Genomic DNA, 22,973 nt, shown 5'->3' on the forward strand with positions numbered 1-22,973 from the left:
CACTCGTAGCCTAAAGGCTACAACTGCGTTTCATCCCCGGCTTAAAAGACCGGGGTTCTCACGCGAGGCGCTATAGGGACAACGGAACAACGGCAAGAAATCCTAGACTGGTATCACCTGAAAGAAAATCTGTATAAAGTGGGTGGCTCCGGTAAGCGGATAAAACTTGCTGAGGCCTTGTTATGGCGTGGTCGGGTGGAAGATGCGTTAGCGCAGCCCTCGAAGAGGATCGCCATTTTTGATAACTGCCATCGTCGGCAAGTGATTAATTTCCGTGCCTACCTCAAAAAACACCGTTTTCGACTTGTGGACTATGAAACTTGTCAGGAATTGCAACCAGGTTCCATTGGTTCGGGAGCGGTAGAATCAGCGGTCAAGCAGATAGGTAGAAGGCTCAAAATTTCAGGAGCGCAGTGGAAATCTGAAAGTGTCTCTCAAATGTTGCAACTTCGTTGTGCCTACTTGAATGGTGAATTTGCAGTTTAATATTTTTGCTTTTTGCAAAATCGGGATGCTCCCTTTTAATGTTTGTCACGGGATGATTCCAAGTTCTTTTATTCAGAAAATCTTGACTGCTGCCACTACCGGGACGGCATCTACGCAGTGCAATTTCAATGTAAAGTTTTCGTCTTTGTTCGGGAAGCTTGAGATTGAGCATAATTCAATACGGTTCAGTTAAGGAAAATCATACCGAAAATGTTGGGCGGAGTGAAACGGAGGGTTCGTTCCACGGGCCCAACCTACGCACTACGCACGGTCAGTTTTTGTAGCACTAACTAAACTAATAACTAATAACTAATGACCTATTTGTCAAAAAATTGCGACCCTGCATAATCCCGTAAAGGTCAACATCTGTTTCTAACAAACAAGCATGACCGCTGTTAGCCAGCAGCACCATTTGAGCTTTGGGAATTACCTTGACTAAAAGCTTCGCTTCTGCTAAAGAAGGCAGCAGCCGATCGGCACCGCTAGCAATTACTAGCGTCGGCTGTTTGATGCCGCGCAACTGATTTTCGTCAACATTAAACGATCGCACTAACGCCAATCTCCACACAGACGTGTTTTGCGGTACCGCTTGCATCGCTTCTAGCAAAGCGCGGCGATCGTCGTGCCCAATCTTTCCTAATGATGCTAATATCGGCAATAAACCGATTACCGACAGCGGATACAGGTTGGCCGGCAGCCACTGAGTCAGATACGATCCCCACTGCACCCAAGGCTGCTGTCGGAATGAAGAAGCTGGATTGACTAAAATTAATCGATCGCACAATTGAGGAGCTTCTAAAACAGTTTTCATCGCTAAACAGCCCCCAAATGACTCGCCGCACAGATAAACCGGCCGCTTCGGCTTTCCGGCTTGCTTTTCGGCTTCAATTAAGGCAATTGTTTCGCTAACCAGTACCTCCCAACTAGCCATGTCGTCAGCCGGTACAGTTAAGCAGCGAATGTCGAAATCATTTGCTAATTTAGAAATTTGCGGCCGCAGCAGCAAACCGCTACCATCCATACCGGGCAGAAATACAAATAAAGGGCGATCGGGTTTCGGCGGTTTGGGGGTTAGGAAACGAATCTTGTTGTTAGCATTTGCCATGATTCAAGTCAATCGATTTTAGATTTTAGATTTTAGATTTTAGATTGGAAATCTGATACCAGCCAACAGTCAACAGTCAACAGTCAACAGTCAATAGCCAACAGTCAACAAACTTACAAACAACCTCGTTGGAGTAATTCTGCAATTTCTCCCTGACAGTGGTTTGTGAGTTCAGCCACAACTGCTTTGGCTTTTTTGCCTTGATATTGCTGCTGTCTATCGACAGTAATCCAGTAAGGCCGGCCGATTAAAACATTAACTCGCTGATAAATTATCACAGGATGCCACCCAGAGCGATCGAACAGCGGTTCCGAAGGATCGAACAAACTCAACAACTTGAGCGGTACACCCGATCGTACTGAGTGTTCCTCAAAAGAACTAATCGCCACCGGCAAAACTGCCAAATCCCGCACCGGTGCTCGCAAAGCCAAATGAGCAAATCCCCGCTGAAACTTCCCCACAGTATTCGGCCCAGTCAGCTTCACCATCGGTTCTGCACCCTCTGGAAACACCCCCACCATCTCCCCGCTTTGCAGCAGCGCTGTCGCTTGAGAGAAAAAATGCTGCTGTCGGTGCTCCGGTGCTTCCAAGGGGAAAGCGCCGAAAGTCGTGACCACTTCCCTCATCACCGGAACTTGACCCATGTAATGATGACAAGCAAAGCGGATCGATCGACCCAAAGCCGCCGTCAGCAGCACAGGATCTAAGAAACTGCGGTGATTGCTCACCACCAGCACCGGGCTCTGTTGGGGAATCCGGTCTTCGCGGTACATAAACATCTGCGTTCCCAAACTAGCCAGGAAACAGCGCGAAATCAGCAATTTGCTCTCTGAAGACATGGGCTAAAAGACAGGTGCGACGCTATAAAGGTTGATTCCATTTCCACGCAGCTTAACATTACTTTACCAAGTCAGGGCTCCCTCAAAAAGTAGACTTTCCCCTTATGCCTTTGTTTCGTAATCCTGGAGGCACGGGCGGCAATCACCTTGGTTTTTCGCACGTTTACTTCTAGTGGGCCGGCCAAAACCCTAAAAAACCCGGTTTCTAGGCCGGGCGAGTGCGATCGCCAACTGTTTCGGCAGAATTTCCCAGTCTGAAGCAAAAATATACCAAGTGTTGTGGCAACTTATATAAAGAATGTTTAAAACAGCCCCAAAACCAAGTTGCGGCAGCTAAACTGATAAATTTACAGTAGGCATTGACGCACTGTCAAACTATTTTTGGACAAGTCGTAATAGCAATCTCGCGAGGCATCAAATGAATAACATCCAAAACTATCGCCTTAGATGTACGCTCACCTTTGGCGACATTTACGGTCAAATCATTGTTTGGCTGATAGTCATCTTCCTAAGTCTAGCGTCGGCACTCGCCTTGTGGAGTAGCGCCCGCCAAATCTTCGCCTTGGCTACTGTCGGCTTGATTTTAGTGCTGTCTCTGCCCTTCTTGCTGTTTGCTTTCGTTACAACTCTGCTAAATAACATTGAAGTGCTTGCTGTAGAACCCGGTACGGAACCTCAACCTTCTGCAACGGGAAATCAGTCGCTTCAGAACCCTGCCGAAAGCGCCGGCTAGTCCAATTTGAAATTTTAACTTTTGATTTTCCATTCAAATCAAAAGTTAAAAAACTTCCTGCTCTTTTGGTAGGAAGTTTTTTTTTGCGTCACCATAAGTTGAGCAGAACACTCAAAATAATTAAAAAAAATGCTAGAACACGACGTAATCATTGTAGGCGGCGGTTTAGCAGGTTGCCGCGCCGCAGTAGAAATTGCTCGCACTGACCCCAGTTTAAAGGTAGCTGTCGTCGCTAAAACTCACCCGATTCGATCGCACTCTGTCGCAGCCCAAGGTGGCATGGCCTCCAGCCTCCAAAATGTCGATCCCGAAGACAGTTGGAAAGCCCACGCCTTCGACACGGTAAAAGGTTCAGACTATTTAGCTGACCAAGACGCGGTAGAAATCCTCACCCGGGAAGCACCCGGTGTAGTCATAGATTTAGAACACATGGGAGTCCTCTTTTCCCGCCTCCCAGACGGCAGAATTGCCCAGCGCGCTTTCGGCGGACATTCCCACCGCCGCACCTGCTACGCCGCCGACAAAACCGGTCACGCCATCCTCCACGAATTAGTCAACAATCTGCGCCGCTGCGGAGTTCACATCTATCAGGAGTGGTATGTCACGCGCCTGATTTTGGAAGAAGGCCAAGCCAAGGGCGTAGTTATGTACAGCCTGCTAGACGGTCAAATTGAGGTCGTGCGTGCTAAGGCGGTGATGTTTGCTACGGGGGGTTACGGTCGGGTTTACAACACGACCTCGAACGATTATGCCTCGACGGGAGACGGTTTGGCCATGACGGCTTTAGCTGGATTGCCGCTGGAAGATATGGAATTCGTACAGTTTCACCCGACTGGTTTGTATCCCGTGGGAGTGTTGATTTCGGAGGCTGTGCGGGGGGAAGGCGCTTATTTGATTAATTCAGAGGGCGATCGATTTATGGCCAATTATGCCCCGTCGCGGATGGAATTAGCGCCCAGAGATATCACCTCGCGGTCAATTTCCATAGAAATTCGCGCCGGTCGAGGAATTAATGTTGATGGTAGTGCCGGCGGCCCCTTTATCTACCTCGATTTGCGGCACATGGGACGCGAAAAAATTATGAGCAAAATTCCTTTTGCTTGGGAAGAAGCCCACCGTTTGTTAGGAATTGATGCCGTAAATCAGCCGATGCCCGTGCGCCCTACGGTTCACTATTCAATGGGGGGAATTCCTACTAATGTTAGCGGGCAAGTTCGCAGCAGTCCTGACAGTTTGGTAGACGGTTTCTTTGCAGCAGGCGAAGCAGCTTGCGTGTCGGTTCACGGCGCAAACCGTTTGGGCAGCAATTCGCTTTTAGAATGCGTAGTTTACGGCAAAGTCACTGGCGCAACCATAGCACAATTCGTACAAAATCGCAAGTTACCATCTGTAGACGAACAGCGTTATGTTACGGAAGCACAAGAGCAAATTCAGGCACTTTTAGAACGTCCGGGAAAATACCGAATCAATGAAGTGCGGCAGCAGTATCAAGATACTATGACTGAGTATTGTGGCGTATTTCGTAGCGCCGAATTGATGCAGGAAGGTTTAAAGAAATTGGCGGATTTAGAGCGACAATATGAGGAGGTTTACTTAGACGATAAAGGCAAGTTGTGGAATACGGAAATTGTGGAAGCTTTGGAGTTGCGGAGTTTGATAATTGTCGGGAAAATGATTTTAACTTCTGCTTTGAACCGGCAGGAAAGTCGGGGAGCTCATTCGCGGGAAGATTTTACTGAGCGCGATGATGGGAATTTTTTGAAGCATACGCTGGCTTATTATTCGCCTGCGGGGATTGATTTGGCTTATATGCCGGTGGCGATTACGATGTTTGAGCCGCAGGAGAGGAAGTATTAATTTGTCGGGTGGGCATCGCCCACCTTACTAATTAAACGGCAAAAAAAGGGGATAAAGAAAACAATGCGCGAACTTCCCGAAAAGGAATTTAATAACGAATAAGCCAAACGAACTTTAACAAGCGAGCAGTTAGCGGCTTTGATCGTTGATGCACTCATTGATGCAGGCATTATCGATAAACAAAGGGTTCCAGCAGAAGCCATCGAAATCGCTGCTGAAGAAATCGAGGTTCGTAAAGCTCTAGGTGACTACTGAGTGAGCTCGCCTTATATTGCTTTAGGATGCACGGGTGAGAAGCGATTGTAGAAGATGCAAATGTGGTATTAATTTGTAGGGCTAGCAGTTCACACCTAATTTGTTCATTTTGAAGGTCGTCTCAGGAATTCTCCACATTACAACTAAAAAATGCTATCTTAGGACAAGTCTTGCTAAAATAAATACAAAATATCGTGATTATAAGTAGCAAATAATATATGAGTAAAACGACACAGACATCTCAATTCCAGCAAGCTCTTGAAGCTGTAGAAATTTTATCATTAGAAGATCAAGCCCTGCTTCTAGATATTCTTCAGAATCGTCTGCGACAACAGCGACGAAATGAATTACTCAAGGAAGTGGCAGAAGTTCGTCAAGAGTATGCTGAGGGCAATGTTAAATTTGGGTCGGTAGCCGATTTTATGGCGGAGTTGGATGATTGATGAAAATTGGTTGGACTCCCAAATCTATTCGTACTTTCAAAAAGTTAGTTCGTAAAAATCCTCAGATTCGCCTTTTAATTGAAGCTACGCTTGAACTTTTGTCTGAAGACTGCTTTAACCCCAGCTTGCGAACTCACAAACTGACAGGAGATTTATCGGGTATCTGGTCGTGTTCAATAGATTATGATTATCGGATTTTATTTGAGTTTGTGACCAATCCAGAAGATGAGGAGGAAGCTATTTTATTGCTCAAAATGGGTTCTCATGATGAAGTCTATTAAGACCGATCGCCCTTTTCCCCAATTCTCTCTCACTATCTCACTCTCCAGCATTATCCGTCACTTCCTCCACAGATAAACTTAACGCCTCCGCCACTTGTTCGGCACTCAACCCCATTCCCAACAACCGGGGAATTGCATCCCTTCTTGCCTGAAATTCAGCTTGTCGTGACTGTTCTGCACTCTCGGCTCGCAATCTTTCTTGTTCGGCTCTTTCCCGCTGTTGTTCCCCTCGCAATCTCTCTAATTCTGCTCTTTCATCGCCAATCAACAGCAAATTACCTTCCTCGTCCCACCAACGCAGCCAAAGCATGGTTTGATTTTGATAACTGCCTTGCCAAAGTCCCAATTCTATCCCTAAAGATGCAATGGGAAAATGACCGCGTTGATTGAGTTCTAACAGTTGATAATACCCCTCCATCAACCGATAAACTTCTAATCGACCGCTGTTAATTTCATAGATGCCGTAATAGGGAATTCGCATCACCTGTTCGTACACCCAAAACTTTCCCGGTTTAGTAACTACCCCTTCATCGGTGCGAGATAAAGGAGTACGATCGCGCTCTTCATCGCCGTTCCCGCTGGCAAATTCCAAAGCAATTAATGGTGCTATGTGTTCCCGCCACAGCACGTAGGAACGACGAATTTGACCGTCTAAATTAGGAGGTACATTGGGAACATAAAACCAATCAGGAGCTTCTGCACCTTTTTCCGGCGGCTCGGTTTCTCGCCAGTAAATGCCGCAGTCTTGACCGATCGCATATTGTCCGTCAGGATGCCGTGCCTGCATAATTGGCCAGATCGAATCTGTTAAAATTAAACTTTGCGGATGCTCCTGAAAATTTTTAACAAAAATACCGTCGGAGTCTGGTAATTGAGTGTGGTCTGGAAAAGCAGGAGGTAGAACAACGCGGTCAACGCTTTGGGTCATAATTCCCTCCGAGGTCTTACCTAATTGGTAATTAGTAATTGGTAATCGGTAAAAGGACACTGGGCGTGAGGACTTATAAACCCGGTTTCGACCTGTATCTGTCGTCGTTCAACCAAGATTTCTCGTAGAAACCGGGTTTCTTTTCGTAAGTCCTGCGTAATGAAGAAGAAAGCGAATAGTTTTGATTTTAAACGATTAAGTTTTTAACTTCAAACTCTTTCACTGACCACTCAAAACTCTTTTACTTAAAACTTTCCTTAAGGTTTAGGTAGCGCACCTTCTGGACTAGGAGAAGCAGCCGGTTCGGGAGTCGTCGTAGCCCCAGGAGAACGCGAAGGAGTGCCACTAGCTAACTGATTAATTTGGTCTTTATAGTTAGGAGGAGCTAACTCAGTAGCTCGATCGAACAGCGTTTTTGCCTCATCTGTTTTGCCCTGTTCCTGAAACACGATCGCCTTTCCTAAAGTCGGGCGAAAATCTTTGGGATTAGCCTTAGCAGATTCGTCGTAAATTGCGATCGCCTCCTCGTAGCGCTTCTGCACAGCATAAACCTGTCCCAAAATCAACTGCACTGAAGTTACATCCACACTTTCCGGTTTCGCCAGATTTGCAGCCGGAGCTGCCTTGAGCGTATCTTGCAGCAGTCCGATCGCAGCTTCGGGCCGCTGCTGCACCAGCAGCAAATTCACCAACCCCTGCAAAGCCTTAATTTCCCCTGGCTTAGACGCTAAAATTGACCTGTAAGCCTGAGCAGCCCCTTCGCGATCGCCCGTGCGTTCCTTAGCCTGAGCCAGCAAAATCCCGTATTCAGTAGTCTCAGGATTCAGCGAAGCCAACTTTTCCAAAGGAGCGATCGCATCCTTAATGTCGCCCACTCCTTGTCCGATCAACTCCAGTCGCACCTGCAACAATCCCCGCAAAGCCGTTACGTTGTCAGGTTCCCGCTGCAAAACCAATTCGTATCCCCTCGCCTGAGCTTGCAGCAACTCTGATTGCTTCTCCCCAGACTGCGCCGTCTGAGTAGGCGTTGGAGTTGACTGACTTTGCGCTTGGCTGGCCTTGAGAATACTGTCCAAAATTGGCACAAGGGAAAATCCCAAAAAAGCGATGAGCGACAGCACCACCACCACAGTAATCAACCCACGACGCTTGTTTGCTTTTTCCATAATTCAACTATCCCAGCTTAAAATCTACTATTTTCTAAGAATTCAGGCATTGCCGGGGGCATCTGCCATTTAGCTCGATCGGTGCAACCGTAAACGTTTTTAACTTCAAAGTCCCAACGGACAAAGCAGCCTTTTACTTGCAGCTAATATGGTAACAGACCCACAACTCCATGCTAGCTAAACAATTTTGGACACTCAGACCCGCGGCCCCAACGACTGTGGTGTCTGTCCAATTTAGTCTGGTCAAGCTAAAAATTACCGAAAATATGGCGGATCAGGCCGTTAGGTAATTGGATTAAGTAAAATAGGCAAGCTGAATATCCTAAATGCTATTAGCCAGCAACTCCAGCTCAGCGCGATCGGCGATCGATCGGTCAGCAACTGCCAAAGTCCTTGCTCGCAAGGATTGTAGCAGCCAGCGAACCGATCGGCACACGTAGCGTTGAAAGTTGGCGTTGACGGGTCACAACCAGACCTCCGGGCGCAAGCCCGCCTGTCAGGTGCTAGTAGTTTTTAAAGCAGTTTCTTCAGTTTATTCCTAATTTCCCTTAAGGGATGTGTCTCCGCTGCAAGGAGTTTTTATGAACCCCTCTCCCAACCGGTCTTCCAAATCGTCCAAATCTACTTCAAATCGCAAGGCTCAGCCCAGCGAACTGGCCGTCAATCCGCCTAATGATACAGATTCCATTCCTGAGACACCAGACGAAAGTTCGGTGCCTTCGGCGTTGGCTGCACCTGTTGACCAAAATCAACCGGCAACACCAACAGACGCCCCAGCGTCCAAGGATAGGCTGCAACGACCACGCTACAGTTCTGCCCCCGACAAGGACAAAACAAAGCCACAAGACCAGCCCAGCAAGGCTCCTGCACCCCCCGCGCCTGCAGCGTCTTCGACACCTGTCAGCGATACTCCAGCCCTAGCAGTCGTACCGCCCGCAAACGCCGAGCCTGCCGCTAACGAAAGTCAGGCCGCTGAGGACATACCCTCCGTCATGCGCCAACATCCCATTCCCCCCCCCAGCGAACCCAGACAGTACCGAGCTGTTGGTTTGGTGCGGGGCCGCTACACGCCATCAGAAGAGCAATTCACCCGGGGTATGCTGATAGCTGCCGACGGAACTGCCATCGACGCAGTTTTGCTGGGTAGAGTTATGAGTTTAGTCAAAAATCACCTGGAGCTGGAACAAGAACACTTGTGGGTGGTCTATCCGCGCACCAGGCAAGAAGACGGCAACTTGCACGCCCAGATTATGGGGGTTTGGGAGCCGGAAACCCTCAAGAAACCTCCCGAACCGTCCTCTGATGAGGAAAATCAGGAAGCAGCGGAGATTGAGGCTAGCGGCGAAGCATCAACCGCATCTTTGCCTCCCTCGGAACCTGATGTTGAAGATGGCTATTTTTCTATTAGAGGTGAGGTGATTTATCAATCTCAAGACGAAGAAAAGTATGTCATCGTCAAAATCAAGCAAGCTCCCCGCAAGAATGACGACAAGATGAAGTTTTTTAAACTGAAACTCAAGGGAGATTTAGCAACAAAAGCGATCGGGTTTTTTTGGGATTTCCACGTCAAATTGAAAGCTGACAGTCTGATGATTGAGCAGGCTAATAATATTGGTGCCCTGCCGATTAAAAAGCGGAAATTCCCCCCCGGCAGCAAGCCTCCCGGTGGCTTCAAAGGAGGAGGGAAGCGTCCGTTTACTCCTAGGCCCAGCGGTGACGGTGCTCCTGTAGGGCGTCCTACCATCAAATCCGCAGCAGCAGCACCACCGCCTGTCCCCAAGGAACCTCTTCCTAAGCCGGTTAAGAAGCCTAAGCCGATCGAGGAATGAACCAATTTTAGATTTTAGATTTTAGATTAGTGTGTCCAACACTAATTTACAACCGCTAAATCGCCAATCTAAAATCCTTTATTCGAGCCGGACTTGGGCACCCCACAAATCTTGCGGGAGAAATACTCTGTCGGTGGGTAGGGGAGCAACTGGGGCCGTGAGGGTAAATTGACCCGCTTCAATTTGCTGCTTCAATTCCAACGCTACTTGCCGGGAGAGAAACATACTCGCAAGGGGGGCTGCCCGCACAGGTTTGCCCTCGATCAGGATGCGGCCAGTCTTTAATTGAGCATAGCTGACTAAACCGAATGTGGGACGAACGCGCCGGGGGATAGAGAAATCTACCACCGGCGCTACTATTTTTTTGTCTGATACTGCACAGTGGGCGACGACGGTTTCGTTTAAGACTGGAAACGGGATGCCGACTCCCAGCATTAGGGATGGGCCGTAGTTTTTGAAGTAGCAGCCCCGCACCCATTTCGAGTTCATCTGTTTGGCGTCGCCGATGAGTGCGAGGGTGGCAGCGGGGCCGATGGGGGTGCGGTTGGGCTGGCGTTTTTGCAGCGGGAAGTGCTGGGTTCCTTCCCAGGTAATGTAACCCTGAGCGCCTCCTAGGAAGATGCGGGTGCCGATGCCGATGATTTGGAGGTCGGGGTCGTTGAGCAGGGGAGACATGGCTCCAAGGTTCGAGTAGACGGCGTTGCCGAGGTTTGGTTGCAGGGGGCCGAGGTAGGTGAACAGCGGGCGATCGCCCCCGTTGACGCCAACAATAAAGTTTTGATATGCGTTGCGGGGATTGAATAAATAAAACTGGTTGATTGTATCGCGGGTAATCGTAGTTTCAAATGAGGCGCGGGGGTAGCAGTCTGTTACTTGTCCCAAGGCTCGCAACTGCACGGGTTTGCCGGCTATTAAGTCTTCGATGACGTGTCCGCCGCCCCGTTCGCGGGATTCTTCGCCGTCTTCGGCTACTTGGGTGGCTCCCAGGTACAGGTCTACTGCCCCGAAGCCGGAGTAGGCTAAAACGCCGTCTAGCCAGCACTGGCGGATTTTTATCGGCGGATCGGTATGGCCGAGGTTGATGATTGCACCGGAGGATTCCATCGGCTCGAAGGTGCCGGTGGTAATCACATCTACTTCTTTGGCTGCTTGGGTAATGCTGGTTTCTTGAACTCTTGTTTTGAGTTCTTCGATTGTCCAGACTGTGGCTTTGCCTTGGCTGATTTTATCGTTGATTTCGTCGATCGATCTCATATATTTTAGATTTTAGATTTTGGATTTTAGATTTTGAATTGATTGATTTTGGAGTGATTTTGATTTGGGATTGATGGAATTTCGAGCGAGCGAATGCAGTTTTGGCGATCGACCTCGGTTTGATAACACCGCAAAATGCTATAACAGATATCAGGGTTATATTATAAATAAAATAAGGAGCGATCGCCATGACTCAAGCGATATTAAAACCAGTCACGTTTGATGAATTTATTGACTGGTATCCTGAAAATTCTGAAAACCGTTACGAACTGCACAATGGAGCTATTGTTGAGATGCCTAAAGCAACAGGAGAACATTCAGAAGTAGCCGGCTTCCTCTGCCTGAAGCTAGGGATTGAAATCGAGAGGCTAGGGTTGCCCTACTTCGTTCCCAAAGAATGCGTTGTCAAAGCTGATAATGAGCTATCTGGTTACGAACCGGATGCGATCGTTTTGGACAGGCAGGGGACGGACAGCGAACCGAGATGGAAAAAGGAATCTATCATTACAATGGGGAGTTCTGTCCGGCTAATTGTCGAAGTTGTCAGTACCAATTGGCGGGATGATTACGGCTACAAATTGGTTGACTACGAAGCTTTGGGCATTTCTGAATACTGGATTGCGGACTATTTGGGACTTGGCGGGCGACGCTATATTGGCAATCCTAAACAACCTACTTTTTCTGTTTACCAGTTGATTGACGGTGAGTATCAAGTCAGTCAGTTTCGGGGTAGTGATAGGGTTGTGTCACCCACATTTGGGCAGTTAAATTTGAGTGTTCAACAGATTTTTAGCGCCGGCCGAGATCCGGTAGAAAATGCCAGGCTTTAAGATAGTTAGTTGAGGGTGTTCGTACCACAAATTTCCTAAGTTTGTAGTCAAGACTTCTGTCCTATAACTGGGAATTAATCAGGAGTGAAGTCATTATGAACCTTAACTATTGATTGTCAGAAGCCTCATTTTCAGCCGGATCGGAGATGTCGGCTTTCTGTTCTGGCAACTTTTCGGGTCGGCTTTCAGCGACTTCTATAGATTCATATTCTTCATGGATAGCAGAATCGATTGCTGCTAAGATTTTAGGGCTGGCACTCCACTGGTTTAGAATATCTTTAATTAGGGCTTCCCTAATCCAAACTTGAGCGACAACGGTGAGGGGGAGGGCTAGCAATAAGCCTAAAAATCCAAAGAAGGTGGCGAAGAATACTTGAGCTATTAAGGTAACAGCCGGCAGTAGCGATACTTGCTGCGCCATAACGTAAGGGGTGAGGAGGTTGCTTTCAAATTGTTGAATTAGAAAGTAGAGGATGAGTACAAAACCGGCTTTTAAGGGAGAGTCTAAAAGTGCGATCGTCACTGGGGGAATGACGCTCAAACCTGGTCCGATATTGGGTATTAAGTTCAGCAAACCAGCTAAAACACCGTGGGCTAGAGCTAGGGGAACTTGCAATACTGACAAACCAATTAAACTCAGGAAAGTGATGACGCTCATGCTAATTAAAGCACCGATTACCCATCGACCGAGGGCTATTTCGCATTCATCTAAGATCCCCTCGATTCGCCGCCGATAAAAAGAGGGAAATAGTTGGATAAATGCTTTGCGGTAAGAGAGAGGTTCTGCTAATGTCATCAATGTCAAAACTATGACTAGCAAAAAGCTGAGAATAACACCTAATGTGTTGCCGACAAAGGCTCCTGCACCGCCGACGAGTTGATTGAATAGGGGTTGCAGTTGTTGGATAATGTCGTTAATATCAAGATTCGGTAGTCGCTGACCCATTTGTCCAGAAAAGCGAGCTTCAATCTGATCGATCCACTCATTTAATTTTGCTATTCCTTGAGGGGCTCTTTGGGTAAGTTGTTGAAACTGTTGGGCAAATGGTGGTACAATGATTAGGAATAATCCTACGAAGATGAGGACTAGGAAGCTAACTGATAAGAGTACGGCGATCGATCTTTTGAGTCCGAATTTTTGCAAATATCGTGCTAGTCTGTTTAAGGCTGTGGCTAAGACGACGGCGGCAAACAGCAGAAGTAGAGCCTGCCTGATTTGCCACAGGATGTAACAAGATGCGATGAGGGCTAATAAGCCCATCCACTGTCCTAGCTTCATTAGATTTTAGATTTTAGATTTTAGATTTTAGATTGAGGAATAGGGTATTGGGAATTGCAGCTTGGTAATTGCTCTGCAGCCCAGAAGCGATAAATCGCATCTCTATAAGATACCTTAGATGCGGGCGATCGCATCTTTAATCAGATACCCCTACTCGGACATTAGCATAAGCAGCCTCCTCAATTCCCTTTGGCGAACACCTGCTGCGCTGTCAGCTTCAATTCTGGGAAAGTTGGGGACTCAATACCCTCGCCGCCTCTGAACAGTTTGACTTGGTATTCCCCGTCAATTAGTTGGTAAATCGAAAAAGTGGGTTGTTTGGGGTTGCCAATAAACCGTCTGCCGCCCAATCCTAGATAGTCTATAATCCAATATTCTTGAATACCCATTGACTCATATGCCTCAAGCTTTAGGGCATAATCATCACCCCAATTAGTGCTAGTTACCTCGACGATTAGGGGGACTGATGAACCCATTGTGATAATTGATGATTTTTCCCATCGCGGCTCGTTTCCAATGGTTTGTTCGTTAAGTACAATAATATCTGGTTCATATCCCGATTCCTCGCGCATGGGTTTGATGACACATTCTTTGGGGATGAAGTAGGGTAGGTTTAAGCGTTCTATTTCGAGAAATAACCAGCCGCTGGTAAAACCGGCCACTTTAGAATGTTTACCTGTTGCTTTTGGCATCTCAACAATCTCTCCATTGTGCAGTTCGTAGCGGTGTTCTGAATTCTCAGGATACCAATCAATGAATTCATCGAATGTCACTAATTCTGTGATGGTTTGAATCATGGTGAGTGCCTCAAGTTTGGTTTTGATAGCTGTACGGGGAATTAAGATTTTGGCAAAAACATAGTCTTTAGACCTAGTGTAGATCGATCGCACTTTTTGATTGCGTCTCTACTGCTGCTGTTGGCGCGATCGCCAGCCGAGGATGGCGGCTAGGATGATACTGGGGGTAAACACGGCGATTAGGGCGTTGAGGTCGGTAGAGGGTATGGATAAGCTAGGGCCTGCGTACTTGATGGCTAGGGAAAGGGCGGCGGAAAGGGTGAATACTTTGAGGATGGGGCTGATGTTGGTGTTCATGGAGGTGGTAGTTGGTTGTATAATTAAGGATTGAGACTATTATCGCAAGTATTGTGTTGCGGCTGCGATCGCGCCTTAGAGTTTTTAACAGGAAAGAGGCGATGAATGTTGTTTTAAACCCAGAAGTTGATTGAGGTTCGCATGATGACACAGACACTTTTACAGCCACTAGACCAACGGTTCATTCATTCCGGGATTAGCTGGCAACAGTTCAAGCTAATTGAACAGGGGTTTTCTGACTCCCCTGGCATCAGGTTGTTTTATTACAAAGGAGAGGTAGAAATCTTGGCAGTTTCCGAAGACCACGAAGCGATAAGTCGCACCCTCACTATTCTTTTGGCTCTTTACTTTGACATCAAAGATATTGAATTTAAACCTACAGGAAGCCTTACTCTAGAAACAGAAGGCGAAGCTTCAGCACAACCTGACGAATCATATCTTATTGGTAGGTCAACTGGAACTCCTCCCGATTTATCTGTAGAGGTTATATTCACTAGCGGTAATGTCAAAAAATTGCAGCGCTATCGAGTATTGGGAGTTTCTGAAGTCTGGTTCTGGGAGGATGGTGTATTGGCTATGTATCGCTTGGGCTCTGAGGATTATGAAAAAATTTATTCAAGTGTGGTTTTGCCAGATTTAGATATTAACTTATTGTGTCGCTGCTTGCTGATGGCTTCGAGTGTGGAAGCCATGAGGGAGTTTAGGAGAGGCATTTCTGGTTAGGGCGATCGCACCTATTTTTTTGATGCTTAACTTGATTTGATTAGGTTGGGGCGATCGCCAGCTTAGCAGTGCGGCAAGGATAATAGTACGGGTAAACACGGCGATTAGAGCGATCGCAGCCGTTGAGGGTATGGATAGAATGGGGCCGCCGTACTTAATGGCGAGGGAGAGGGCGATCGAGATCGGGAATACTTTCAGGATAAATCCGGTGTTGGTGTTTATAGAATAGGTCTTTGGTGATACAATATGGCAGCAGGTGGGAAAATTTGGGGGCCATAGATTTTGCCCCAGACGGCGCGGCTCGAATACCTTTCTATTTTAGAAGAGGAATGTCCCACCAGGTAATTTGGTAATATTAGGCTTGATTGAGAATGGATAACCAAGAATCAGAGTTAATCGAGAAAATTCGTCAACAATTTGACAAAGCTCCTTACCCTAAAATTCCCCTCGACCACTCTCCCAAAACAGACTATCAATCTCTCTATATTCATAATCTGGTAACAGCTTACTATTTAAGAAATCAAAAAGTTATAGATACTGAAGGTAAAGTTATTTTAGATGCGGGCTGTGGCAGTGGCTACAAATCTCTGATGTTAGCAGAAGCAAACCCGGGTGCCAAAATTATAGGAGTAGATATATCTGAGGAGTCGGTCAAGTTGGCCAGACAGCGGTTACAATATCACGGTTTCAATAACACTGATTTTTATGCTCTACCCCTCGAGTATTTACCCGATTTAGGTTTAAAGTTTGACTATATCAACTGTGATGAGGTCCTTTATTTAGTCCCCGATCCTGTGGTCGGTCTTAAGGCAATGCAAGCCGTTTTAAAGCCCGATGGCATCATTCGCGCTAACCTTCATAGTTCTCTCCAACGCGCTTCTTATTATGCAGTTCAAAAAGTATTTAAAATAATGGGTTTATTAGAAGAAAACCCCAGAGAAATGGAAATAGGTATCGCTAAAGAAATTATAGAAGAATTACAAGACAATGTAGCGATCAAGGCAAGAACTTGGAATTTGCCAGTCGAAAAAAATGAAGAATGGCTGCTGGTCAACTATCTCCTTCAAGGCGATAAAGGCTACACGATTCCCGAAGTTTTTGCAGCTTTAAGGGAAGCGAATTTAGAATTCATCAGCCTGGTGAATTGGCGACAATGGGAGTTAGCAGACTTGTTCAAAAATCCCGAAAACTTGCCAGCTTTTTTGGCGATGAGCTTGCCGGATCTCCCTGTTGAGATCCGACTACACCTATTTGAGTTATTGCACCCGGTCAACCGCTTGATAGACTTTTGGTGTGGTCATCCTAATCAAGCTCACTCTTTTAGAGAGGTGTATGAATGGACGCAATCTGACTGGCAGCAAGTTCGAGTTTATCTGCACCCTCAACTCAGAACACCTCAGTTAAAAAACGATCTAGTGAATGCTATCACTAATCACAAAGTTTTCGAGATAAGCCGCTACGTAAGTCTGCCTACGCGAGTACCAATTACGGTAGATAGTATGATGGCGGCTTGCCTACTACCTTTGTGGGAAACAGATCAGCCACAGTCGGTCATGTGTCTTGTAGAGCGTTGGCTCAAACTCAGACCCCTACATCCTATCACTCTTGAGCAAGCTAAGCCAGAAAAAGCTTTTGAGGAAGTTAAAGAACTCCTGAGTAGCCTAGAAGTCTTTCTATACATACTTTTCGAGCGTTTGGTTTGAGGCTGATCAAAAATTTGGTTAGCGAGTGATATGAAAGTTATTGAAAAGGGGTAAGTTACTCTTAGGAGTCAAAAATCAAGCATCTCACGCGATTTGGAGAAATAAAACATGAAAACTGAATTGAAAGCTAAATTTCTACAACACCTCAATCAGAAGCGGGATAAGGGTTTCACCCTAATTGAACTGCTGGTGGTTATCATCATCATCGGCATTTTGTCGGCCATTGCCTTACCCTCCTTCTTGAACCAAGCCAACAAAGCTAAGCAGTCAGAAGCTAAGCAGTATATCGGTTCCATGAACAGGTCTCAACAAGCTACCTTCGCAGAGAGTGGTAGATTTGCCACATCTGTTGGCGAGTTGAATCTGGGCATTAAAACTACTACTCAAAACTATACCTACGCTCTCGATCCTGTAGCACCTGCTACAACTGCTACTGAGGTGGGAAATGTCGCAAAACCCATAGGGGAAGCGCTCAAAGCATACGCAGGAAAAGTAGCTTTAATTCAGCCTGCAGGAGCAACTGAAAGAACCACTGCGGCGGTATTGTGCGAAAGAACTGCGGCCGGTACAGCAGCTGTAACGGGCTATGCAACGGTTGCCGCTGCCAGTTTGGGTTGTACAGGTCCTGCATGGACGGAAGTTTCTAAGTAGGCTCGATCTAGCCTTTAAAGCTAGAATTGTTCCTGCAAGCCTCATCAGAAGCTGATGCAACAATGGGTAGTGTTCTGAACGCTACCCAGTCTTGTAGCCAACTTATCACTAAAGAGTTATTTTGTTTAGTTATGTTCGTTGAACTATTTTTTTGCAATAAGAGCATAACAATCCGGATAAAAAAGGAGACTTACTTATGGTGGTATTTTTAGAAAACACCTCGTCTACAGATTTAGCAGCATTGGAAGAACAAGCACATAAATACTTAACTGAAGGACTGTACACTCTGGCTGCCAACCTATATGAGCAAGCAATTGCTACGGAACCAGATACCAAGTCTCACTACTGGAATTTGGGGCTAATGCTATTATTGCAGGAGCAAGAGCTAGAAGCTCAAGCTACTTGGCTGTTAGGCATGGCAGAGGGTGAGCCAGAACAAATTGAGCAATGGACTGATCAGCTGATAATGGTTCTGCAAACAGAAGCAGAACGCAGGGAGGCTTTGAAAGAGGACTCGATGGCTTGGGCAATTCGGCACCACATCCGGGAGATTGCTCCCACAAATATTAACAACCTGTTATACTTGCTTGAGCTTTCCGTCAGGCTGGGGACTTTTACGGCTGAGGAACTGACTTCTCTAGGAGTGATTAAACTTCTTAAATCAGAAGAATCTGGAGAAGTAAACTTCGAGGTATTGATGCAGGTGTTAAAAAGCATTTTAGAATACGATCCTTTGCACCCATCATCCTTGGAATTGGCAGAAGCCTGCCTTACTCATGTCTGTGACTGCCAACTATATATTAACACTGTAATACCAACGGCTTTTGGACTGTCCCATTTGTGGAAAAACTCCCGGCAAGCAGTACACTTTGCTGAATTGTGTTTACGCTTAGATCCAAAAAATCTAGATATTATCTGTCAATTAAGTATTTTTTACCAGAATGCAGGTCAATATAATGAAGGGATAAAGACCGCTAAAATTTTATATTCATCAGCAGAATCTTTGCCAGCTAAAATCTATGCGACGCATCTAGTCCTTCGGGGGTTAATGAGCGCCGGTGGATATTGGGAAGAAGCTGTCTCAGTCGTTAATCGCCTCCAATTTCTACAAGAGTCCTTGATAGCTGAACCGCCAATTTCATTGGACTTAATGACAGCTCATAACCTGTTTCTTACCCCCTTCTTTTTCCCTTACTTTCGAGATGAACCAAAAAAATACAGAAAAATCAGTAACCAATTAGCTCAAATATGCCAAGTCAATATTCAAAACTCTGCTAAAAAGCAGATAGAACGATACAGGCAGCGCCAGTTTACTCATCGCAAAAATATTAGTAGTTTAACCAAACCTTTGAAGATCGGTTATTTATCTCATTGCCTCGCGACCCACGCGGTGGGGTCGCTAGCTCGATGGCTAATCAAGTACCACGATCGGGAGCGTTTTCAACTGCATGCCTATTTAATTAATTATAGGAATATGCAGGACCCCCTACAAGAATGGTACGTGAATCAAGTGTCTAAAGCATATAGGTGCGGGATTGTCGGTACTGAAATCGCTGAGCAAATTTCTCAAGATGAGATTGATATTCTAATTGATCTTGACAGCCTCACCTCACATATTAGCTATGAAGTGATGGCGCTTAAACCTGCCCCTGTGCAAATAACATGGCTAGGATGGGACGCATCAGGGCTACCTACAATTGATTATTTTATTGCCGATCCTTATGTTTTACCAGAATCAGCTCAGGATTATTATTCGGAAAAGATATGGCGTTTACCTCAAACTTACATAGCAGTAGATGGTTTTGAAGTGGGGGTACCAACACTGCGACGCGAGCAGTTAGATATTCCTACTGATGCGGTCATATATCTTAGTGCTCAGAGAGGTTACAAACGGCATCCTGATACAGCACGGCTACAGATGAAAATTATCAGTGAAGTCCCTAATAGTTATTTCATAATAAAAGGAGCCGCTGAGGAAGATTCAATTAAAAAACTCTTTAATGAATTAGCACAAGAAGAGGGTATAGATTTTAATCGATTACGATTTTTGCCAGAGGTAGCCTCGTCAGAAGTTCACCGAGCCAACCTTAGTATCGCTGATGTAGTTTTGGATACCTATCCCTATAATGGGGCTACAACAACTCTAGAAACTTTGTGGATGGGTGTTCCTTTAGTGACAAAAGTTGGAGAGCAGTTTGCAGCTCGCAACAGCTACACAATGATGATGAATGCTGGGATTAACGAAGGCATTGCTTGGACTGATGAAGAGTATATAGAATGGGGAATTCGTTTAGGGAAAGATGCGGCTCTGCGGCAGCATATATCCTGGAAACTGCGGCAGTCACGACAAACGGCTCCACTGTGGAATGGCAAGCAATTTACGCGAGAGATGGAGAAAGCATACGAGCAGATGTGGCGAAATTACGTAGAAGCTGGCAATTGAATGCTGCCCTAGGCATAACAGAGGAAAAAATTACTATGACGAATAATCACATTCCTAGAAGTTCAATGTTGGGGTCATTATTGAATGCAAAGCAGTTGGGTTTTGAACCGGAAACGGTTATTGACGTAGGTGCTGGATTAGGCACATTTGAAATTTATTATGCTTTTCCAAAATCAAGATATCTCCTGATCGAACCCATAGCCGAGAACGAACCATATCTAAAAAAAATCTGTCAACATCTTGAAAGAGCAGACTATATAATTGCTGCTGCTTCCACAGAGGCAGGACTTGTGCCTCTTCAAGTGAATGTGAGCAACTTTATCCACTCTTACATCTCAGAGGATGGTGAGGTTAGCTCCGAAAACTTTGAGCTAAGGACAATCCCGGCCGTTACTCTGGATGAAATTTGTAAAACTCGCCAGTTAGAAGGGCCGTATTTAATCAAAGTTGATGTAGATGGTAGAGAACTAGAGGTCCTAGCAGGTGCAACTCAAACTCTTCAAAATACAGAGTGGGTAAGTGTAGAAGTTAATTTATATGTAACAGCTAGATTGGATAAGATGGGCAGTGTTATAAACTTTATGAAAGAGCAAGGTTTTGTAGCCTATGATATTGTCAATCTTGCTTGTCGTTGTTCAGACTTAGCTTTATTTCAGGTTGATATGGTTTTTGTCAAAGAATCAGGTCAGTTTACAAAAGAATCCCGTTATGTGGCAGGAAAGGAGCAGGAAGAAAGACTGAGGGCGCATTTGAAAGCGTATCGAGAAACCTTAATCGCACAGGTCGAAAATTTGACGCCCTTTGAAGTTTTACAAAAAACTGGATTGACTCAAGCAGAAACTATCCAGAATCAAGCTTATCAAAACTTACTTCAAGGAGATTACAGCCGAGCTGCCCATCTCTACGAAGAGGCTATTGAAGCTGAACCCGATAATAGGTTTCACTATTGGTATTTGGGGTTGGCGTTGCTATTAGACGCACAAGAGATAGAAGCTCAGGCGACATGGCTGATGGGGATGACGGGAGGAGATAGCGAACAAGTCTATCTGTGGACAAAGGATTTAATGCAAGTCCTGCAAACAGAAGCGGAGCGACGGGGAAAATTCGGAGACTATGGAATTACTTGGACAATCCGCCATCATCTACGGGAAATCAATCCGACAGACATTAATAATCTATTGCATTTGATTAACCTGTCTATTCTGATGGGGAGCTATACAGAAGCTGATCTCGATTCTTTGGGCGTAATCAAGCTTCTGAAGTCGGACCAATCCTCTGAGGTAGATTCTGGCTTATTGCTGCTAGTTGTGAAAAATGTTTTAGAATACAATCTTTTGCACCCACTTTCTAGAGAATTATATGAGCAAGCGGGAACTAGGCTTTTTGGAGCTAGCCCACCGCAGGATACCCTTAAGAAGGAGAACTGATTTCATTACGGGAGTTGCTGATAATTAAGCTGTCTAGCTCACGAGTGGGAATGTGTTGGGCTTGTACTCTGGCGATCGCCTCTTTATTTTCAGACTGCAACACAATTCTACCATGCAGGCGAGGTTTCACAGCTTCCCACTGAATTTCGCTCAACAGTCCAATCACTGAAATTTCAGGCCCGTCGGAGACATCTAAGTCCTCTTCCATTAACAGGTTCATCACCACACTAGATAAAGCAAGATTAGCATCTTCATCAGAAATTTGGCTACTGTCTACCAGCAGAGTCATCTTATCTTTGTCTGGGTGAGTTGCTATCGCTCTTATTACCTGGGCAAACTCCTCATTTAAAGACGGTTCCGGCTGATTCCAGTCTGGAAATACGATTAAATTGATTTCTCTTAAGTTCAGGTTTTGGTAGAGATCACTTCTGTACTCTTTAGACAGATAGTTAACCCGAAAAAAGCTTAAATCAGGTAACATTCCCCATACCAGCCTCGCCGCTTGAGCCACATTAGATATTCCCGCTTGCTCTCCATTAATCGCCCAGGTACCTATTGAGCCATTTCCGTCCGACATGGGACCTTGATATGCTTGGGGCTGATGCGTCTGTCTTTCAGGAATATTAAACTCCGAAGGGGGAATTTTATGTTTTTTAGCCAATTCTTCAATTTCTTGCAAACGAGTGTCGTACTCGCCAATATCCATATTGATACTTGAAGCACCAGCCCTTACGACAGTTAAAATATCAAATTTAATTTCTTCATCCTCCGCAAAAAATAACTCTTTGGTTCTAACTTGCACGTCAGCAATGGCCATAAATGGGTTGATTGATGGTACTAAACTATCGTGCAGCAGTTTCTTGGTATCTTTTTTGGCATCGTTTAAAAAATCTTTAAATGGTTTCCCATCCAAGCTGGGGTAGCACGATGAAGTTCCCGTACTATGTCCAGAATTGCCCGCCACTGAAAGAGGGCGAAAAGAATATAAGTAATTTTCTAAATAATAGGCATTAATCACACCCGAATACACATCGGGAATAGATGACATGAAATATTTACCATGAACAGATTTAATCTTTTCTATTAAGGCTCTAGGAATAAAAGCATTGTAGAGCATGGGGAGTTCACCATAAGAAACTTCAAAATTATAGAACTGCTTTAATTTTTGTCTTGCTTGAAAATTTACAGCTACCTGCTCCTGCAACTGAACGTACAATTTATTCTTATGCCAAGGGACGATCGCACTCTGCCACCAATATACAGTGCCCCGAGACCAAGCCACTGTCTGCACGTCATATTCCTGGAGAAGATTTAAACAAATTTCGAGGCAATCTGGCATTAAAGCATCATCATCTCCGAGAACAGTAATGTATTCTCCTGTAGCGTGAGATAACCCCAATTCCCAATTGTCAGACATGGAGAGTCTTTCAGGTGCGCGATAATACTTGATTCGCTCATCATTAAATGAAGCTACAACTTCGGCAGTTTCTGCACTACTAAAATTGTCCATAACCACCAGTTCAAACTCCTTATGAGTTTGATTAAGTACACTCTGAATCGAATGTTTTAATGTATCATGTCTCTGGCGTGTAGGGATGATAATAGAAAAGAAATTGTTTGATGACATTATTGATACCTAGGATAGAT

The 22,973-nt window shown here is 45.5% G+C and carries 20 protein-coding genes and 1 pseudogene; 12 read left to right on the forward strand and 9 right to left on the reverse strand.

Going from position 1 to position 22,973, the window contains the following annotated elements; genetic code table 11:
- Positions 1-87: 87 nt before the first annotated feature.
- A pseudogene (locus QUB24_RS28570) lies at positions 88-486 on the forward strand (ISKra4 family transposase); the annotation flags it as partial.
- Positions 487-781: 295 nt separating this feature from the next.
- Here the strand turns inward: QUB24_RS28570 and QUB24_RS28575 are convergent.
- The gene (locus QUB24_RS28575) at positions 782-1,591 is read right to left on the reverse strand and encodes an alpha/beta hydrolase (RefSeq protein ID WP_333156994.1); all 810 of its coding nucleotides are present in this window, start codon (positions 1,589-1,591) and stop codon (positions 782-784) included.
- 113 nt (positions 1,592-1,704) lie between these two features.
- Positions 1,705-2,430, reverse strand: coding sequence for a lysophospholipid acyltransferase family protein (locus tag QUB24_RS28580; RefSeq protein ID WP_333156996.1), 726 nt, complete (start codon positions 2,428-2,430; stop codon positions 1,705-1,707).
- A gap of 418 nt (positions 2,431-2,848) precedes the next feature.
- Between QUB24_RS28580 and QUB24_RS28585 the strand changes: the two genes are divergently transcribed.
- The 4 genes from QUB24_RS28585 (at position 2,849) to QUB24_RS28600 (ending at position 5,999) form a co-directional block, all read left to right on the forward strand.
- Entirely contained in the window at positions 2,849-3,163 is a 315-nt protein-coding gene (locus QUB24_RS28585) for a hypothetical protein (protein WP_190741078.1), read from the forward strand.
- Between the two features lie 129 nt (positions 3,164-3,292).
- A complete protein-coding gene (locus tag QUB24_RS28590; protein ID WP_333156998.1) occupies positions 3,293-5,020 on the forward strand; it encodes a succinate dehydrogenase/fumarate reductase flavoprotein subunit in 1,728 nt (575 codons plus the stop codon).
- A 473-nt stretch (positions 5,021-5,493) separates the two neighbouring features.
- Entirely contained in the window at positions 5,494-5,718 is a 225-nt protein-coding gene (locus tag QUB24_RS28595) for a hypothetical protein (RefSeq protein WP_333156999.1), read from the forward strand.
- Complete coding sequence (locus QUB24_RS28600; RefSeq protein WP_333157000.1) at positions 5,718-5,999, forward strand: type II toxin-antitoxin system mRNA interferase toxin, RelE/StbE family; 282 nt, start codon at positions 5,718-5,720, stop codon at positions 5,997-5,999. The genes QUB24_RS28595 and QUB24_RS28600 overlap by 1 nt, the downstream gene beginning before the upstream one ends.
- A gap of 37 nt (positions 6,000-6,036) precedes the next feature.
- Here the strand turns inward: QUB24_RS28600 and QUB24_RS28605 are convergent, their stop codons facing one another.
- Positions 6,037-6,927: a Uma2 family endonuclease gene (locus tag QUB24_RS28605; protein ID WP_333157001.1), complete on the reverse strand. Its 891-nt coding sequence runs from the start codon at positions 6,925-6,927 to the stop codon at positions 6,037-6,039.
- A gap of 257 nt (positions 6,928-7,184) precedes the next feature.
- Positions 7,185-8,093, reverse strand: coding sequence for a tetratricopeptide repeat protein (locus QUB24_RS28610; protein ID WP_333157003.1), 909 nt, complete (start codon positions 8,091-8,093; stop codon positions 7,185-7,187).
- Between the two features lie 581 nt (positions 8,094-8,674).
- Here QUB24_RS28610 and QUB24_RS28615 point away from each other — a divergent pair.
- Positions 8,675-9,922, forward strand: coding sequence for a hypothetical protein (locus QUB24_RS28615; RefSeq protein WP_333157004.1), 1,248 nt, complete (start codon positions 8,675-8,677; stop codon positions 9,920-9,922).
- A gap of 78 nt (positions 9,923-10,000) precedes the next feature.
- On the opposite strand, the gene QUB24_RS28620 is transcribed toward QUB24_RS28615, so the two are convergent.
- The gene (locus QUB24_RS28620) at positions 10,001-11,176 is read right to left on the reverse strand and encodes a homocysteine biosynthesis protein (RefSeq protein WP_333157006.1); all 1,176 of its coding nucleotides are present in this window, start codon (positions 11,174-11,176) and stop codon (positions 10,001-10,003) included.
- Between the two features lie 188 nt (positions 11,177-11,364).
- Here QUB24_RS28620 and QUB24_RS28625 point away from each other — a divergent pair, with 188 nt between their 5' ends.
- Positions 11,365-12,006 carry a Uma2 family endonuclease gene (locus tag QUB24_RS28625; protein ID WP_333157007.1) on the forward strand — a complete coding sequence of 214 codons (642 nt, stop codon included), beginning with the start codon at positions 11,365-11,367 and terminating at the stop codon, positions 12,004-12,006.
- A gap of 106 nt (positions 12,007-12,112) precedes the next feature.
- On the opposite strand, the gene QUB24_RS28630 is transcribed toward QUB24_RS28625, so the two are convergent.
- From QUB24_RS28630 to QUB24_RS28640, 3 genes are all read right to left on the reverse strand, one after another.
- Positions 12,113-13,285, reverse strand: coding sequence for an AI-2E family transporter (locus QUB24_RS28630; protein ID WP_333157008.1), 1,173 nt, complete (start codon positions 13,283-13,285; stop codon positions 12,113-12,115).
- 179 nt (positions 13,286-13,464) lie between these two features.
- Positions 13,465-14,082, reverse strand: a complete 618-nt coding sequence (locus tag QUB24_RS28635; protein WP_333157010.1) for a Uma2 family endonuclease — start codon at positions 14,080-14,082, stop codon at positions 13,465-13,467.
- A gap of 108 nt (positions 14,083-14,190) precedes the next feature.
- Positions 14,191-14,379: a hypothetical protein gene (locus QUB24_RS28640; protein ID WP_332984302.1), complete on the reverse strand. Its 189-nt coding sequence runs from the start codon at positions 14,377-14,379 to the stop codon at positions 14,191-14,193.
- 141 nt (positions 14,380-14,520) lie between these two features.
- Here QUB24_RS28640 and QUB24_RS28645 point away from each other — a divergent pair, with 141 nt between their 5' ends.
- The 5 genes from QUB24_RS28645 (at position 14,521) to QUB24_RS28665 (ending at position 21,326) form a co-directional block, all read left to right on the forward strand.
- Positions 14,521-15,102 carry a Uma2 family endonuclease gene (locus tag QUB24_RS28645; protein WP_333157011.1) on the forward strand — a complete coding sequence of 194 codons (582 nt, stop codon included), beginning with the start codon at positions 14,521-14,523 and terminating at the stop codon, positions 15,100-15,102.
- Positions 15,103-15,473: 371 nt separating this feature from the next.
- Positions 15,474-16,805, forward strand: coding sequence for a class I SAM-dependent methyltransferase (locus QUB24_RS28650; protein WP_333157013.1), 1,332 nt, complete (start codon positions 15,474-15,476; stop codon positions 16,803-16,805).
- Positions 16,806-16,913: 108 nt separating this feature from the next.
- Positions 16,914-17,456, forward strand: coding sequence for a type IV pilin-like G/H family protein (locus QUB24_RS28655; protein ID WP_333157014.1), 543 nt, complete (start codon positions 16,914-16,916; stop codon positions 17,454-17,456).
- A gap of 196 nt (positions 17,457-17,652) precedes the next feature.
- The gene (locus QUB24_RS28660; RefSeq protein ID WP_333157016.1) at positions 17,653-19,899 is read left to right on the forward strand and encodes an O-linked N-acetylglucosamine transferase family protein; all 2,247 of its coding nucleotides are present in this window, start codon (positions 17,653-17,655) and stop codon (positions 19,897-19,899) included.
- Positions 19,818-21,326, forward strand: coding sequence for an FkbM family methyltransferase (locus QUB24_RS28665; RefSeq protein ID WP_333157017.1), 1,509 nt, complete (start codon positions 19,818-19,820; stop codon positions 21,324-21,326). The genes QUB24_RS28660 and QUB24_RS28665 overlap by 82 nt, the downstream gene beginning before the upstream one ends.
- Here the strand turns inward: QUB24_RS28665 and QUB24_RS28670 are convergent.
- Positions 21,310-22,953, reverse strand: a complete 1,644-nt coding sequence (locus tag QUB24_RS28670) for a glycosyltransferase family 2 protein (RefSeq protein WP_333157018.1) — start codon at positions 22,951-22,953, stop codon at positions 21,310-21,312. The genes QUB24_RS28665 and QUB24_RS28670 overlap by 17 nt on opposite strands.
- Between the last annotated feature and the right edge of the window lie 20 nt (positions 22,954-22,973).

The sequence above is a fragment of the Microcoleus sp. B9-D4 genome (genome assembly GCF_036705105.1).
Lineage (GTDB): Bacteria > Cyanobacteriota > Cyanobacteriia > Cyanobacteriales > Microcoleaceae > Microcoleus.